Source organism: Nonomuraea sp. NPDC050404, assembly GCF_040655495.1.
In the GTDB taxonomy this organism is placed as follows: domain Bacteria; phylum Actinomycetota; class Actinomycetes; order Streptosporangiales; family Streptosporangiaceae; genus Nonomuraea.
The window spans coordinates 53,024-67,167 of the sequence record NZ_JBFAKB010000011.1 but is presented as its reverse complement, the minus strand read 5'-3'; the positions used below and the strand labels follow the sequence as shown (position 1 = coordinate 67,167).

The following is a 14,144-nucleotide window of genomic DNA, read 5'->3' as shown; positions in this document are numbered from 1 at the left end:
GGGCGCCGGTCACGATGGTGGCATGAGAATCGCCCTTGTGGGAGACCGCTCCCCCGCCGTCCGCTCCCATACGCGGATCCCGGCGCTGATGGAAGCCCTGCGGGTGCGGGACGGCGTGGCGCTCGACCCGTACTGGATGCCCACCGGTGACGTCGCCGGCGACGTCGCCGGTCTCGAACGGTTCGACGGGATCTGGTTGCTGCCCGGCAGCCCGTACCGGGATGCGGCGGGCGCCGTGGAGGCGGTGCGGGTGGCGCGGGAGCGGCGCATCCCGTTCCTGGGGACGTGCGCGGGCTTCCAGCACATGCTGCTGGAGTTCGCGCGGCACGTGTGCGGGCTGGACGTGGCGCACGCCGAGAACGAGCCGGGCGCGCGAAACCTGCTGATGACGCCGCTGTCGTGCTCGCTGGCCGGGCACGAAGGCCGCGTACGGCTGTCGCCCGGCAGCCGGATCGAGCAGATCGTCGGGGCGCCCGTCACCGTGGAGTCCTACGTCTGCTCCTACGGCCTCAACGAGGACTACAGGCAGCTCCTGGCCGGGCACGGGATGGTGTTCTCCGGCCACGGCGACGATGACCGCGACGGCGGGGGTGTGCGGGTGGCCGAGCTGCCCGGGCATCCGTTCTTCCTGGCCACGTTGTTCCAGCCGGAGCTGGCCGGGGACGGGCGGCGGCCGCATGCGGTGATCTCGGCGTTCGCGGCGGCGGTCGCCCGTCACCGTCCCTCGGCGCTTCCTGTTCATGATCGGCCCGCATAGGCCCTCTCCAGGGCGCCGGACTCCATCGCGGTCCAGATCGCGCCGTCGGGCCCGACCGTGAGCCCGTGCGGCTCGGAGCCCCGCAGCGGGTACTCGGTGATCTCGCCGCCGGTGGTGATGCGGCCCAGCTTGCCGGCGCCCCATTCGGTGAACCACAGGGCGCCGTCCCGGCCGCCGACGATGGCGTGCGGCTTGGCGGCGCGGTCGGGCAGCGGGAACTCGGTGATCTCGCCGTGGGTGTCGATGCGGCCGATCTGGCCCGCGGCGATCTCCACGAACCACAGCGCCTCGTCAGGGCCCGCGCACAGGCCGACCGGTCCTGCTGCGGGTGTGGGCAGCTCGTACGTGCTCACCCGGCCGTCGGTGGTGATGCGGCCGATCGCGTTGCCCTGGTTGAGGGTGAACCACAGCGCCCCGTCGGGCCCCGCCGCGATCATCGACGGCATCGCGCCCTCGGTGGGCAGCGGGTACAGGGTGATCTCGCCGTCCGGGCCGATCCGGCCGATCCGGTCACCCTGCAACTGGGTGAACCACATGGCGCCGTCCGGGCCGGTGGTCAGCCCGTACGGCGAGGCGACCTCGAAGGCGGTGACGGCGCCGCCGGTGGTGATGCGGCCGATCCGGCCGCCGATGAACTCGGTGAACCACAGCGCCCCGTCGCCGCCCGTGACGATCACGGTGGGCTGGCCGTCGGCGGGGTCGAGCTGGAAGGTCGTGATGTCCCCGCCTGGCACGGCCCGGACGATTTGTCCCTGGTGGACCAGCGTGCTCCACAGCGCGCCGTCGGGACCGGTGACGACGCCGTACGGCGAACCATTGATCAACATGCGTGAACCCCCGTGAGTGAGATGTGTGTGCCGGTGAAGCGGCGCCGCAGCGCCCGGTCGTGCGTGACGACGACGAGCGCCCCGCCGTAGCCGTCGAGGGCCTGTTCGAGCTCCTCGACCAGGGTGAGCGACAGGTGGTTGGTCGGCTCGTCGAGCAGCAGCAGGTCGTACTCCCCGGCCAGCAGCATGGCCAGCGCCAGGCGCCGCTGCTGCCCGACCGACAGGACGCCGACCTTGAGCTCCAGCGCCGACGGGCGCAGCAGGCCGGTGGCCATCAGCGCCATGGGCGGCCCGCCATACGTCTCCATGACCGTTTTGTCCGGGTCGAAGGTGACCTCCTGCGGGAGGTATCCGGCCCGGTCGCCCGCCTCGGCGGCGAGCGCGGCCAGCAGCGTCGACTTCCCGGCCCCGTTGGGGCCGTGGATCAGCAGCCGCCGGCCCGCCTCGACGCGCAGGCCGCCGGATTCCACGAGCGTGCCCGTACGCCGGCCGGCGGGCGCGAACGTGCCGCGGAAGCGCAGCGGCCTGGGCGGCTTCGGGACCGGGTCCTCCTCCAGGCGGCGCAGGCGTTCGGCGGCCTGGCGCACCCGCGAGGCGACCGAACTCTGCACCCGGCCCGCGTTGCGGTCGTAGGCCATCTTGTTGTTGTCCTTCATGTCCCGGCCCGCGGCGACCCGGTGCGCGGTGGTCGCGGCGAACTCCTTGACCTGCCGGATCTCCTCCTGCCAGTCGGCGTATGCCTGTTCCCAGCGCTGCCGGGCGGCCGCCTTGCCGGCCAGGAACCCGGTGTAGCCGCCGCCGAACCTGGTCATCGTGCCGCCCTCGACCTCCAGGATCGTGGTGGCCACCCGGTCCAGGAAGATGCGGTCGTGCGAGACGGCCACCACCGTGCCCCGGTGTTCGGCCAGGCGGCCCTCCAGCCAGGTCAGCGCCGCCTCGTCCAGGTGGTTGGTCGGCTCGTCGAGCAGCAGGATCTCCGGCGAGGCGGCCAGCACGCAGGCCAGGCCCAGGCGGGCCTGCTCGCCGCCGGACAGGGTCGAGAGCACGCGCGAGCGTTCGATCCCGGCCAGGCCCAGGCCGTGCATCGCCTTGTCCACGCGGGCGTCGGCCTCGTAACCGCCCCTGGCCTCGAACGCGGTCAGCAGGTCGCCGTAGGCGTCCATGTCCTGGGCCTCGGCGGCCTCCTGCATGCCGCGCTCCAGCGCGCGCAGCCCGGCCAGAGCGGCGTCGATGGCCTGCCGGACGGTGTGGCCGCCGGGCAGGTCGAGGGTCTGGCCCAGGTAGCCGACGCCGCCGGCGGCCGACACCGTCACCTCGCCGTCGTCCGGCCGCTCCATCCCGGCGATCAGCCGCAGCAGGGTGGACTTGCCGCTGCCGTTCTCGCCCACGATGCCCGCCCGCTCGCCGGGGCGGATGCTGAAGGTGATGTGGTCGAGGACCCGGCGCTGTCCGTAGGACTTCGACACTCCCCGGAGGGAAAGCTGTGTGGTCAGGACGCGACTCCAATCGCAACTCGTGTAGCTTTAAGCTAACACGGCCGCGGAGACTAACGCAACTGGAGTAGACTTTGGACAAGCGTCCCGGCGGTCGCAGTGCCCGCGTACGCGACGCCGTACGGCAGGCCACGCTCGCCGAACTGGCCGAACACGGCTACCACGGGCTGACGGTGGACAACGTCGCCGCCCGCTCGGGCGTGCACAAGACCACCGTGTACCGCCGCTGGAAGAACGCCGAAGGGCTGATCGCCGACGCGCTGGAGATCGCGCGGGAGGAGCCGTGGCCGATGCCCGACACCGGCTCCCTGGCCGAGGACCTGCGCGGGATCGCCCGCCTGGTGCAGAGCGGCTTCGCCGACCCCGTCGCCGGCCCCATCTCCTCCGCGTTCGTGACCGCCGCCGTACAGGGCGGCGCCGCCGCGCACTCCCTGCACGGCTTCTTCGTGGCCCGCCACGAGCAGGCGGCCCAGGCGGTACGGCGGGCGATCGAGCGGGGCGAGGTGCCGGCCGGCACGGACGTCGCCGACGTGATCAGGATGGCCGTCGCCCCCATCTACTACCGGCTGTTCATCACCCACGAGCCCGTGACCGAACGCGACGCCGAACGCGCGGCCGACGCCGCCGTCGCCGCCGCCCGCGCGGGCGCCATCAAGGCCGACGCCTCCCCTGCGGGCTAGCGGAGCGTGCCCGTCTACGCGGGTGCCGTGGCCGATCGGCCGTCGGACAGCAGGGCGGCGAGCCTGTGCAGGGAGCGGCGGGCCAGGGCCAGCGTGAGCGGACGGGCCAGCGGCCAGGCGGCCTGACCCAGGACACCGAACGGCAGCAGCAGCTCCTCGGCCCACACCACGCGGCTGCCGCCCGGCCGCGGGGTCACCCGGATCGCGCCCCGGCCGCGCACGACGCGGCCGGTGTGCTCGACCCGCATCAGCGCGGGCGGCTCCCAGTGCGTGATCGTCATCGTGTCCAGGAAACCGAACGGCCACATCCCGGTGTAGGCCTCCAGGGTGTGCTCGCCCGTCCGGCGGGCGGTGGTCATGAACATCCAGTCCTGGTGCCGGGGCCAGTCGGTGATCAGCTCGAACACCCGCTCCGGCGGTGCGGGGACGTGGACGGCGACGGCCGCGTACACGGGCATTACCAAAATTCCTCCATCGGTCGGCCGAAAGATCCGCTCACCGACATCCTCACCCGGCACCCTGCGACGATGCCAGCACGACATGGAGAGACGGCGCCGGACGGCCGGCCCGAAACGGATACCAAGAGTGTCCATTCGGCTACTGTCAGCGTCGGCCCGGCGGGCGGTACGACAGACAGATGCGGCAGGCCCGGGAACGCGCCCGCCGTCCACACCCCCGAAGGAGTCACGGAGAAGGGACCCACCATGAACAGCCTCACCCAGCCCGCGGACGTGTACGAGCCGCCCCTCGTCCAGGAGATCGGCGACTTCGCCGACCACACGCTCGGCGGCCAGCGCGTCTCCGGCGAAGGCACCTGGACCTACCGCGATTGAGTACCGGCCCCTGCACCGGACGCTGGCTGGTGGTCCTGCCCGACTGCCAGCCGGCGTCCGCCGTCGCCCGGCGGCTGCTGCCGCGCGCCTGCCACCACCTCACGCACGCCTCGGGACGCCCGTGGCTGATCGGCTGCTGGCCGGCCGGGGACGACATGCGCGTGACCACCCGCGGCAATGACCGGTTCGCCGTGTCCGGCCCTTGCGCGAGTGACCCTTACGCGGCCGACTCTTGCGCGAGTGACCCTTACACGGCCGACCTGCCGGGCCTTGATCCGCGGTGCGGGCCGGAACGGCTGCTGAGCGGGGTGGCCGGGAGCTTCCACGTGCTGGCCAGCCTGGACGGGCGGGTGTACGCGCGCGGCGACCGGGCGGGCGCCCGGCGGCTGTACCTGGCCCGCGCCGGCGGCGTGACGGTCCTGGCCGATCGCGCCCACGTCCTGGCCTGGCTGACCGGCGCGGCCGTGGAACGCGCGCACCTGGCCGCCCGCCTGCTCGGCGCCGCCCTGCCCCACCCGCTCGGCGACGCCCCGATGTGGCAGGGCATACACCTCGTGCCTCCGGGTCAGGCCGTCCTGCTGGACCGCCACGGCGGCCACCGGCTCCAGACGGCGGCCGGGCCGACAGGCGCCGGGACGCTGCCGCTGGAGGAGGGCGCCGCCGGGCTGCGGGAGGCGCTGCTGCGGGCGGTGGCGGCCCGGATCCGGCCCGGGCAGGTGTGGGGCGCCGACCTGTCCGGCGGCATGGACTCCACCTCCCTGTGCTTCCTGGCCGTACGCGCGGGAGCACGGGTGGTGGCGGCCACCCTGCACTGGAGCGGAGCCGACAATCAGGACATCCGGTACGCGGCCCTGGCGGCCGGCCACCTGCCCGGGCTGACCCATCTCACCTTCCCCGCCGGACGGCTGCCCGCCATGTGGTCGGGGCTGGCCGAGCGCCGCGACCCCGGCGACGAGCCGGGCCCGGCCCTGCGCGACCTGGCCCACCAGGACCACATCTCCGGCGAGCTGGCCCGTCACGGCGCCACCCGCCGGCTGAGCGGACACGGCGGCGACCACCTGGTCGTGGCGCCGGCCGGTTACCTGACCGCGCTGGCGCGCCGCCGCCCGCTGCTCGCGCTGAGGCACGCCGCCGCCCACCGGGCCGGGCGTCGCTGGAGCCTGCCCGGCACCGCCCGGATGTTGCTGCCCGCGCCCGGCTATCCCGCCTGGCTGCGCAGCCTGGCCGACCAGCTGCGCGCCACCCCCCACGCCGGCACCCCCCACGCCGCTGCCTCCGACGCCGGCACCTCCGACACGGCCGCCTCCCACACGGCCGTCCTCCACGCGGCCGCCCTCCAGGACGGCGCGGTGAGGCCGGTGCCCAGCCCCTGGGGGCCGTCGCCGTACCTGCCCTCCTGGTGCCATCCGGCCACCGATCTCGTCGCCGACCTGCTGCTCACCACCGCCTCCCGGGCCGAGCCGCTGGCGGACGAGCCGGGCGCCCACGCCTGGCGGCACCAGGCCCGCCAGGCGGCCCGCTCCGCCGCCTGCATCCGGCACACCTACGCCCTCGACTCGCCGTTCTGCGACGACGAAGTGCTGGACGCCTGCCTGGCCGTACGGGCCCATGAGGCGGGGGCCGCGTGGTCGTACAAGCCGCTGCTGGCGGCGGCGATGCGCGGCCTGGTGCCCGAGGAGATCCTGCGGCGCACCACCAAGGACAGCTGCGAGCTGGACTGGTACGCGGGCATGCGCGCCCAGCAGCGCGAACTGGCCGCGTGGGCCGGCGACTCGCACCTGGTCGCCGCCGGCCTGGCCGACCCCGGCGCGCTGCGCCGCACGCTGCTCAGCCCGGGACTGGCCCGCGCCGGATGCGACGTCGTGGAGGCCACCCTCGGCGCCGAGGCGTGGCTGCGCGACCTGGCCGCTCACCCCGTACCCGCCTGCCTTCACCAGCACCCCAAGGGCAAGGAGCGCCGCGATGCCCCCGACGCCGCAACCCATCCCACCGATGCCGCCGCTCCTGCACCCTGACGTCGCCGCCTGCGACACCGACGACGGCCTGGTCCTGCTGGACACCGGCACCGGCCGCTACTTCCAGCTCAACGCCACCGCCGGCGCCATCCTGCGCGCGCTGCTCGACGGCGTATCCGTGGCGCGGGTGGCGGACATGCTCGCAGCCAGCCGCCCCGTCACCGCCGAACAGGCCGCGACCGACATCACCGCCCTGCTCGACGACCTCACCCGCGCCCGCCTCATCACCGACACCCGCACGAACACTGACACCAGCACCGACCCCAGCGCTGAGACCAACCTCGACGCCCAAACCCGCGCCCACACCCACCCCCACGCCGCCACTGTCGGCGCCGACGCCGGAATGGACGCCGGAATCGATATCGGCATCCACGTCGACATCGACGATCGTGAGGTGTCGTGAGCCAGGTCCCGATCCGCTCGTCCTACCGGCCGGGCCTGCCCGAACGAGCCGCCGCCCACCTGGCCGTCACCGCCGCCCGCCTGCTGGCCCGCCAGCCCCCGCGCCGCATCGTCGCCGTCCTCACCCTGCTGCGCCGCGGCGCCCGACCGGCCGCCTACGAACAGGCGCTGCGGGCCCGCCAGACCGTGACGGCCACCAGCACCCGCTGCGCCGGCACCTACTGCCTGCCCCGATCCCTGGCCGCCGCCCTGCTCTGCCGGTTGCGCGGCACCTGGCCCACCTGGCGCACCGGAGTCCGCACCCCGCCCTTCAGTGCCCACGCCTGGATCGAGGCCGAGGGCCGCCCCGTGGGCGAGGACGCCGACATCGCCACCTACCGCCCCCTCCTGACCGTCCCGCCGGCCGACCGCCCGGACAGGACGGCGAGCACGTGAGCTACCTCGAAACCCCGCGCATCACCTTCGCGGGCCGCTTCCTCAGCGACACCCCGACCATGAACAACGACCCCGCCTCCTTCGGCACCGCCGACCCGCCGGGACCGGGCTGGAACCCGTACGGCAGCGGCGCGTTCGACCTGCTCGAATGCGTGGTCACCGGCGGCCGGCGCGAGCGGGCGGCCCCGCCGCTGCCCACCGGGTCCCTCACCGGCCTGGCCGTGCTCACCAGCCCCGACCAGGTCGCGGCCAAGCTCGTCGACCTCGACCCGGACTGGCAGGTGTCCAGCGAGATCTGGGGGCTGACCGTCCGGCTCGCCGGGCCGGACGGCCGGACGCTGCTGTCCGGCCGCTACCGGCCCGCCGCCTTCCGCGACCTGTGGCCGCGCGGCGGGGCCGGGGGCGACGCGATGCTGGGCGCGACCTTCACCTCCGTCCTGGAAGATCTCCGGTACGGCCCCGCCGCCCGCACCGTCCCCCTGCTCGCCGAGTTGCGGGAGACCTCGCCGGAGCGGCTGTCGATCGGCCTCAACCTGTACGGCTTCTCCGCCCGGAGCGGCAGCGCCGCCTTCGCGACCGGCCGGCTGAGCGGATGCATCGGTCCGTGGCGGCCGGGCGAGCCCCTGTCCTTCGTGGCCGGACGCCGTCTGGACCTGGGCAACCTGGCCCCCGACCTCTCCTTCGGCCGGGCCGTGGCCGTCGTGACGGGCAACCGCCTGGTGCTCGACCTCGGCAACGCCTTCCCGTTCGCCGCGCCCCCGGCCGTCGCCGGCACCGTGCATCCCCTGGCGGCCCGGATCGGCGTGGCCGTCCTGCCCGGCGAGCACGTCCGTACCGGAGACGTCCTGGACGATGCGAACGTCCTGCACATCGGCACGGCCGACCTGCTGCCGGCCCTCCCGCCCGCGGGCATCGTCTCCTTCCCGCTCACCCCGCAGACGGCCGCCGCGCTCGAACACCGTCCCCTGGCGCTGCTCACCCCCCTGCCGCGCGGGCGGCGACGCGTCATCTCCAGGGAGAGCAGGGACGGCCTGTACGTCAGGGCGGACGACTTCGTGCACCGCGTCGAGGCCGGCACGTCGGCCGCCGTCACCCTGCACGCCCGCCGCCGTGGCCGGCCCGCCGGCGGCCTGACCATCCACCTCGAACCCGTGCGCGGCTCACGCTCCGTCCTCACTGTGCCCGAATCGGTGCAGACCGGGCCCGACGGCACGGCCATCGTGACGCCGGCGGCCGGCGACCCGGGCAACCCGCGCCGCGGCCTCGACGGCATCGTCGAGACGATCGCCTACAGCCCCCGCCGGACCCCGGGAGGCGACCTCGACCTGTACGGCTCCGGCCTCGACCCGGACCTGGACGTCGTCATCGCCCACGTACGCGACGCCTACACCCCGCCGGCACAAGAGCATCTGGAACGCGAGGTCCAGCGGATCCTCGCCCCCTACGCCCGCCACTACCCGATCATGGGCGAACACCTGGTGGACCTCGCCGACCTCGACGCCGTACGGCGGTGGCGGGCCGCGATGCTCCTGGCCCTGTCACGCGAGATCACCGACCCGAACCACATGCCGGTCACCCGCGACCTGTCCGACCCGAAACGCGCGACGGTCCTGCGCTGGCTACGCAACCTCCCACCCCCTATGGCCGCGCCACACCCTGGGACATGAGGGTGATGGCCGATTCGGCGAAGGCGGTGGCCGTGGGGAGGGGGTCGGCGGGCAAGGCGAGCAGGATGGTCCGCTCAGCCGCCGGGTCCAGCGGGATCGCGTGCACGCCCGGAAGATGGGCGGGCAGCGACAACTCGGGGATGATGCTCACCCCGAGCCCTTCGGCGACCATGGCGAGGATGCTGTTGGTGTCACGCACCCGGTAGTGGCACTTCAGGCTCGCCCCCGCCGACCGCGCGAGTGCCGTGATCAGCGGTTCACAACCACCCGTGGACATGATGAACGGGCTCCTGGACAGTTCGGCCACCGGCACCGAGTCGCGGACGCCCAGTTCGTGACCACTGGGCAGGACGGCCAGCATGCGGTCGCTGGCGAGCGGTCGCGCAGTCAGCCCTCCGGGGAGGGCGGCCGTGCCGGCCAGTGTGCCCGCCGGGGTGCCAGCCAGTGTGCTGGCCGGTGTGCCCGCCACCCCGGCTGACACGGTCGCGATGTCCGCCGCTCCCGTTTCGAGCCACTCCAGCACCTCGTCGTCCGAGCCCTCCATCACCGTGAGCCGTACCTGCGGGCGCGCCTCCTTGAACCGCCGCAGGATCGGCGGCAGCAGCCCGGCATTGGCGCTGGGGATGGCACCGACGCGCAGGCTGCCGCGCTCATCCTCCCGGGCCGCGGCCACCTCCTGCTCCAGCGCTTCCACCTGGGTGAGGATGAGGGTGGCGCGGCGGCACACGGCACGCCCGGCCGCCGTCAGGCTCACCCCGTGGTTGCCGCGTACCAGCAGCACGACCCCGAACTCGTTCTCCAGGGCGCGCAGCGCGTGGCTGACGGCGGACTGCGTGGTGGCCAGTTCCCCGGCGGCCCGGGTCATGTTGCCGGTGCGTGCGACCGCCTGCAGGATCCTCAGCTGGGTGAAGGTCACAGCGCCGCCCGCAGCAGGCCGACGACCAGCGGGTGCGGAGCCTCGGGGCGTGAGCGGGCCTGCGGCACGAACAGGGTGGCCACGTAGTAGGGGTGGCCGGGGATCTCCAGCACCCGGGCCTCGCCGTCACCGTCAACCCCGGTGACGCGGAAGCCGCCGTCGTGCAGCGTGTGCTGCCTGCCGGGATCGAGGCCGAAGTTGCAGTAGTACTCCTCTTCGACCTCGCTCCGCCCATACAGTGCGGCGACCCGGGTGCCGGGGGCCAGGGTGACGGGCATGGTCCGGCCGGCCAGCGAGCAGGCCAGTTCCGACACGAAGAGGGTGGAGGCGTAGGGGTCGTACTCCGCGTGTTGCGCGTCGTCGTGGCCGAGCACGTGGCGGGCGTACTCGATGATCATGTGCTGGCAGCCGCCGCACGTCCCCAGGGTCGGCACGCTGTGCTCGCGGCCGTGCCGGAGCGCGGCCAGGGCGCCGCGCAGGCTGCGGTAAGGGCTGCCGGGCGCGCACCACAGGACGTCGGCGGCCTTGACCTCGGCCAGGTCGGATTCGAGCGGTTCGGTGGCCAGCCAGCGGATGTCCACTCCGATCCCGAGGTACGCGGCGGCGTGACGCAGGGCGTCGTCGGTGGCCGCGTGCGGGGGAAAAGCCGGGTCCCGGTCGCCGATGACCGCGACGCGCAAAGATCGGTCCATGCCCTCACTATGCAACGGTCCGGCCATGAGCGCCCATGCCACACCACGCGGGCATCATGAGCAACCACTCATGTCCGCACCCCTCGTCGCCGGCTGCGCACCTACGAGCAACGGCGACCTGGCTTCGGGTGGGTGATCTTCGCCTCGCGCCGGCGAAAAATGCGGAGGACCCGGGCGGCTCGGGCCGATACCCTCCGACGATGGAGCTCATCTTCCCGCCGAAGCTGAAGCGCGGCGACGTCGTACGCGTGGTGGCGCCCGCCATGTCCCGCGCGATGGTGACCGAGCACGACCACACCGCCGTCATCGACGCCCGCTTCGCCGAGCTGGGCCTGACCCTGTCCTACGGCCGTCACGTCGACGAACGCGACGCCTTCGACTCCTCCGCCATCGCCTCCCGGGTCGCGGACCTGCACGAGGCGTTCGCGGACCCGTCGGTGGCGGCGATCCTGACGGTCATCGGCGGCTTCAACGGCAACGAGCTGCTGCCGTACCTGGACTGGGAGCTGATCCGGGCCAACCCGAAGATCTTCTGCGGGTACTCCGACATCACCGCCCTGCAGAACGCCATCCTGGCCAGGAGCGGGCTGGTGACGTACTCGGGGCCGCACTGGTCCTCGTTCGGGATGCGCGACCACTTCGAGCGGACGCTGCGCTGGTTCACCGACGTCACCTTCGGCGCCGAGCCGGTCGAACTGGCCGCGGCGGAGGTGTGGACCGACGACCTGTGGTTCCTCGACCAGGACAAACGCGAGCCGAACGACAACGACGGATGGTGGCCGCTGCGGCCGGGCAGCGCGCGGGGCAGGATCGTCGGCGGCAACCTCGCCACGCTCGGCCTGCTGCGGGGCACGGCCTTCATGCCGTCCCTGGACGGCGCGATCCTCCTGCTGGAGGACGACTACGAATCGCATCCGGCGACCTTCTCCAGGAACCTGACCTCGCTGCTGCAACTGCCCGACGCCGCGGGCGTGCGGGGGCTGGCGATCGGGCGTTTCCAGAAGGCCACGGGGATGACCCGCGACCTCCTGGACCACATCGTGGGCGTCCAGCCGTCCCTGGCCGGGGTTCCGGTGCTGGGCAACATCGACATCGGCCACACCAACCCCTTCGCCACCATCCCGATCGGCGGCCAGGCCGAGCTGACGGTCGCCGGGGACGGCCGGGCCCGCCTGACGCTGCATCGTCATTGACCGGTGCAGACCGGCCGGCCGATGGTGGCGGCCATCAGGTGCACGTTCAAACGCGGGTCGCCCTCGTCCACGCCGCGTTCACGGTCGCACCGACGCCCGTCGCCCGACGTCGTCGACAAACGGTGACATGTGGCGGACAACGCGCGCACATCCGGCGCCAATCGTTGTCGTCATGGACCAACCACGCATCATTTCTCCCACCACGAGGGTGCTCGGCATCGCCGTACTCGCCGCCGCCGGAGGCTGGATGACCGGCGCAGGCGAGCAGGCCCAGCCACCGTTGCCGCCGGACTCCGGGCCGGCGCCGGCCGCCGTGGCCCGGCCGCCGGAACCGTCCCGGCCGGCGGATCTGCCCTGGCCGGCGAAGGGGCAGGCGGCGGTCGAGTTCACCGGGCGGGCGGACGGCCTCAGCGTGCACGGCGAGCAGCGGCCCGTGCCGATCGCGAGCCTCACCAAGGTGATGACCGCCCTGGTGATCCTCGGCGACCACCCGCTCGGCGGGAACGCCGCGGGACCGTCCATCCGGGTCGACCGGCAGGCGGCGCTCGAGTCGGGCAACCGGGACGAGTCCACGGTGCCGATCACCGCGGGCCAGAGCTTCACCGAACGGCAGCTTCTCGAACTGATGCTCATCCCCTCGGGCAACAACGCCGCACGGCTGCTGGCCCGCTGGGACGCCGGCTCGGAGCGGGACTTCGTCCGCAAGATGAACGCCACCGCCGCCAAACTGGGCATGCGCCACACCACCTACACCGGGGCGAGCGGGTACGAACCCACCACGGTCAGCACGGCGGCGGATCAGCTCAAACTGGCCGCGCAGGCCATGAAGAACCCGGTGCTGCGTGACATCGTCGCCACCCGCAAGACCACCGTCCCCGGCGTCCCGGGCACGATCGTCAACGGCAACAAGCTGCTCGGGCTGCGCGGCGTGGTCGGCCTCAAGACCGGCACCAGCACGCCGGCGGGCGGAGCGCTGCTGTGGGCCGCCCGCCCCGCCGCCGGGGACCGCGACCGGCTGATCCTCGGCGTGGTCCTGCGCCAGGGCGGCCCCGGCGACACGCTCGAGGAGAAGAGGCAGGCCGCGTTCGCCGCGAGCAGGAGGCTGATCATGGCGGCCCAGGGACTGCCCGCGCATCGTTGCCGGAGCGGATCCGGGGCGAGGCCGCAGTGCCCGCCGGGCGCCTAGCTGCCGATCTTGTCCAGTTCCGCGAGGTCCTCATCGGAGAGGGAGAGTCCCGCGCCGGCCACGTTCTCGCGCAGGTGCGCCACCGAGGAGGTGCCGGGGATGAGCAGGATGTTCGGCGAGCGGCGCAGCAACCAGGCCAGGGCGACGGACATCGGCGTCGCCTCCAGCCGGGCGGCCACCGCCGAGAGCGCCGAGGACTGCAGCGGGCTGAAGCCGCCGAGCGGGAAGAACGGCACGTAGGCGATGCCCTTCCCGGCGAGTTCGTCGATCAGCCCGTCGTCGTGGCGGTGGGCGAGGTTGTAGAGGTTCTGCACGCACACGATCGGCGCGATCGCCTGCGCCTCGGCGACCTGTTCCGGCGTCGCGTTGCTCACTCCGAGGTGCCGGATCAGCCCCTGCCGCCGGAGTTCGGCGAGCGTCTCGAACGGCTCGGCGAGCGAGCCGGCCCGGGGCCCCCGGGCGTCGCCGAGCCGGAGATTGACCAGGTCGAGCACGTCGAGGCCGAGGGCCCGGAGGTTCTCGCGCACGGCGTCGCGCACGTCCTGCGGCCGCCGGGCCGGGGGCCAGCCGCCGTCCCGGTCGCGGATCGCGCCGACCTTGGTCACGATGTGCAGCGAGCCGGGGTACGGGTGCAGCGCCTCGCGGATCAGCTGGTTGGTGACGCGCGGCCCGTAGGCGTCGCTGGTGTCGATATGGGTGATGCCGAGCTCGACGGCCTCGCGCAGGACGGCGAGCGCGCCGTCGCGGTCGGCCGGCGGGCCCATCACTCCGGGACCGGCGAGCTGCATGGCACCGTAGCCGAACCGGGTGACGGTCAGGTCGCCCAGGGTCCAGGTGCCGCCGGGAAGCGAAGTGGGGAACGTGCTCATGCCTCTGCCTTTGCGTGTCGGGACAGGTGGTGCCTGATGGCTCCTTACTTCAGTATGGGTGGGTAACTTCCCGGCGGGAAGCAGGCACTTCGAGGTGCGTAAGACACCCGCGGGTCAGTCCGTGCGGGGCACCGGCCTGCGGCTGCACGAGCCCGTGGCCGACGCGGTAAGACACCCGC

The 14,144-nt window shown here is 73.5% G+C and carries 15 protein-coding genes; 9 read left to right on the top strand and 6 right to left on the bottom strand.

Going from position 1 to position 14,144, the window contains the following annotated elements; all coding sequences use genetic code 11:
- Positions 1–22 precede the first annotated feature (22 nt).
- Positions 23–757, top strand: coding sequence for a hypothetical protein (locus AB0I81_RS29360; RefSeq protein ID WP_360662957.1), 735 nt, complete (start codon positions 23–25; stop codon positions 755–757).
- Here AB0I81_RS29360 and AB0I81_RS29355 read toward each other — a convergent pair.
- Both AB0I81_RS29355 and AB0I81_RS29350 read right to left on the bottom strand, forming a co-directional pair.
- Positions 739–1,584 (bottom strand): virginiamycin B lyase, encoded by an 846-nt coding sequence (locus AB0I81_RS29355; RefSeq protein WP_360662955.1) that lies wholly within the window; start codon positions 1,582–1,584, stop codon positions 739–741. The two genes, AB0I81_RS29360 and AB0I81_RS29355, sit on opposite strands and share 19 nt — an antisense overlap.
- Positions 1,578–3,050: an ABC-F family ATP-binding cassette domain-containing protein gene (locus tag AB0I81_RS29350; protein ID WP_360662953.1), complete on the bottom strand. Its 1,473-nt coding sequence runs from the start codon at positions 3,048–3,050 to the stop codon at positions 1,578–1,580. The genes AB0I81_RS29355 and AB0I81_RS29350 overlap by 7 nt, the downstream gene beginning before the upstream one ends.
- 101 nt (positions 3,051–3,151) lie before the next feature.
- On the opposite strand from AB0I81_RS29350, the gene AB0I81_RS29345 reads away from it, so the two are divergent.
- The gene (locus AB0I81_RS29345) at positions 3,152–3,757 is read left to right on the top strand and encodes a TetR/AcrR family transcriptional regulator (RefSeq protein ID WP_360662951.1); all 606 of its coding nucleotides are present in this window, start codon (positions 3,152–3,154) and stop codon (positions 3,755–3,757) included.
- Positions 3,758–3,771: 14 nt separating this feature from the next.
- Here the strand turns inward: AB0I81_RS29345 and AB0I81_RS29340 are convergent, their stop codons facing one another.
- On the bottom strand, positions 3,772–4,215 hold the full coding sequence (locus tag AB0I81_RS29340; RefSeq protein WP_360662949.1) for an SRPBCC family protein: 444 nt from the start codon (positions 4,213–4,215) through the stop codon (positions 3,772–3,774).
- Between the two features lie 246 nt (positions 4,216–4,461).
- Here AB0I81_RS29340 and AB0I81_RS29335 point away from each other — a divergent pair, with 246 nt between their 5' ends.
- Genes AB0I81_RS29335 through AB0I81_RS29315 form a run of 5 tightly spaced genes read left to right on the top strand, consistent with a single transcriptional unit; the run spans position 4,462 to position 9,109 of the window.
- A complete protein-coding gene (locus AB0I81_RS29335) occupies positions 4,462–4,590 on the top strand; it encodes a lasso RiPP family leader peptide-containing protein (protein ID WP_360662947.1) in 129 nt (42 codons plus the stop codon).
- Positions 4,587–6,605 (top strand): asparagine synthase-related protein, encoded by a 2,019-nt coding sequence (locus AB0I81_RS29330; RefSeq protein ID WP_360662945.1) that lies wholly within the window; start codon positions 4,587–4,589, stop codon positions 6,603–6,605. The genes AB0I81_RS29335 and AB0I81_RS29330 overlap by 4 nt, the downstream gene beginning before the upstream one ends.
- The gene (locus AB0I81_RS29325) at positions 6,583–7,008 is read left to right on the top strand and encodes a lasso peptide biosynthesis PqqD family chaperone (RefSeq protein WP_360662943.1); all 426 of its coding nucleotides are present in this window, start codon (positions 6,583–6,585) and stop codon (positions 7,006–7,008) included. Before AB0I81_RS29330 ends, AB0I81_RS29325 begins: the two co-directional genes overlap by 23 nt.
- Positions 7,005–7,442 (top strand): lasso peptide biosynthesis B2 protein, encoded by a 438-nt coding sequence (locus AB0I81_RS29320; protein ID WP_360662940.1) that lies wholly within the window; start codon positions 7,005–7,007, stop codon positions 7,440–7,442. The genes AB0I81_RS29325 and AB0I81_RS29320 overlap by 4 nt, the downstream gene beginning before the upstream one ends.
- Positions 7,439–9,109: a hypothetical protein gene (locus tag AB0I81_RS29315; RefSeq protein WP_360662938.1), complete on the top strand. Its 1,671-nt coding sequence runs from the start codon at positions 7,439–7,441 to the stop codon at positions 9,107–9,109. Before AB0I81_RS29320 ends, AB0I81_RS29315 begins: the two co-directional genes overlap by 4 nt.
- Here AB0I81_RS29315 and AB0I81_RS29310 read toward each other — a convergent pair.
- Both AB0I81_RS29310 and AB0I81_RS29305 read right to left on the bottom strand, forming a co-directional pair.
- On the bottom strand, positions 9,081–10,025 hold the full coding sequence (locus tag AB0I81_RS29310; RefSeq protein WP_360662936.1) for a LysR family transcriptional regulator: 945 nt from the start codon (positions 10,023–10,025) through the stop codon (positions 9,081–9,083). The two genes, AB0I81_RS29315 and AB0I81_RS29310, sit on opposite strands and share 29 nt — an antisense overlap.
- Positions 10,022–10,717, bottom strand: coding sequence for a hypothetical protein (locus AB0I81_RS29305; protein ID WP_360662934.1), 696 nt, complete (start codon positions 10,715–10,717; stop codon positions 10,022–10,024). The genes AB0I81_RS29310 and AB0I81_RS29305 overlap by 4 nt, the downstream gene beginning before the upstream one ends.
- A gap of 200 nt (positions 10,718–10,917) precedes the next feature.
- Here AB0I81_RS29305 and AB0I81_RS29300 point away from each other — a divergent pair, with 200 nt between their 5' ends.
- Both AB0I81_RS29300 and AB0I81_RS29295 read left to right on the top strand, forming a co-directional pair.
- Positions 10,918–11,910, top strand: a complete 993-nt coding sequence (locus tag AB0I81_RS29300) for a S66 peptidase family protein (RefSeq protein ID WP_360662932.1) — start codon at positions 10,918–10,920, stop codon at positions 11,908–11,910.
- A gap of 172 nt (positions 11,911–12,082) precedes the next feature.
- Positions 12,083–13,096, top strand: a complete 1,014-nt coding sequence (locus tag AB0I81_RS29295; RefSeq protein WP_360662930.1) for a serine hydrolase — start codon at positions 12,083–12,085, stop codon at positions 13,094–13,096.
- Here the strand turns inward: AB0I81_RS29295 and AB0I81_RS29290 are convergent.
- Positions 13,093–13,965, bottom strand: a complete 873-nt coding sequence (locus tag AB0I81_RS29290) for an aldo/keto reductase family oxidoreductase (protein ID WP_360662928.1) — start codon at positions 13,963–13,965, stop codon at positions 13,093–13,095. The genes AB0I81_RS29295 and AB0I81_RS29290 overlap by 4 nt on opposite strands.
- Between the last annotated feature and the right edge of the window lie 179 nt (positions 13,966–14,144).

What these genes read in the sequence shown, in the direction of transcription:
- AB0I81_RS29360 (WP_360662957.1), top strand. Translation starts at nt 23, where the DNA reads ATGAGAATCGCCCTTGTGGGAGACCGCTCCCCCGCCGTCCGCTCCCAT.
- AB0I81_RS29355 (WP_360662955.1), bottom strand. Translation starts at nt 1,584, where the DNA reads ATGTTGATCAATGGTTCGCCGTACGGCGTCGTCACCGGTCCCGACGGC.
- AB0I81_RS29340 (WP_360662949.1), bottom strand. Translation starts at nt 4,215, where the DNA reads ATGCCCGTGTACGCGGCCGTCGCCGTCCACGTCCCCGCACCGCCGGAG.
- AB0I81_RS29335 (WP_360662947.1), top strand. Translation starts at nt 4,462, where the DNA reads ATGAACAGCCTCACCCAGCCCGCGGACGTGTACGAGCCGCCCCTCGTC.
- AB0I81_RS29325 (WP_360662943.1), top strand. Translation starts at nt 6,583, where the DNA reads ATGCCGCCGCTCCTGCACCCTGACGTCGCCGCCTGCGACACCGACGAC.
- AB0I81_RS29305 (WP_360662934.1), bottom strand. Translation starts at nt 10,717, where the DNA reads ATGGACCGATCTTTGCGCGTCGCGGTCATCGGCGACCGGGACCCGGCT.
- AB0I81_RS29300 (WP_360662932.1), top strand. Translation starts at nt 10,918, where the DNA reads ATGGAGCTCATCTTCCCGCCGAAGCTGAAGCGCGGCGACGTCGTACGC.
- AB0I81_RS29295 (WP_360662930.1), top strand. Translation starts at nt 12,083, where the DNA reads ATGGACCAACCACGCATCATTTCTCCCACCACGAGGGTGCTCGGCATC.
- AB0I81_RS29290 (WP_360662928.1), bottom strand. Translation starts at nt 13,965, where the DNA reads ATGAGCACGTTCCCCACTTCGCTTCCCGGCGGCACCTGGACCCTGGGC.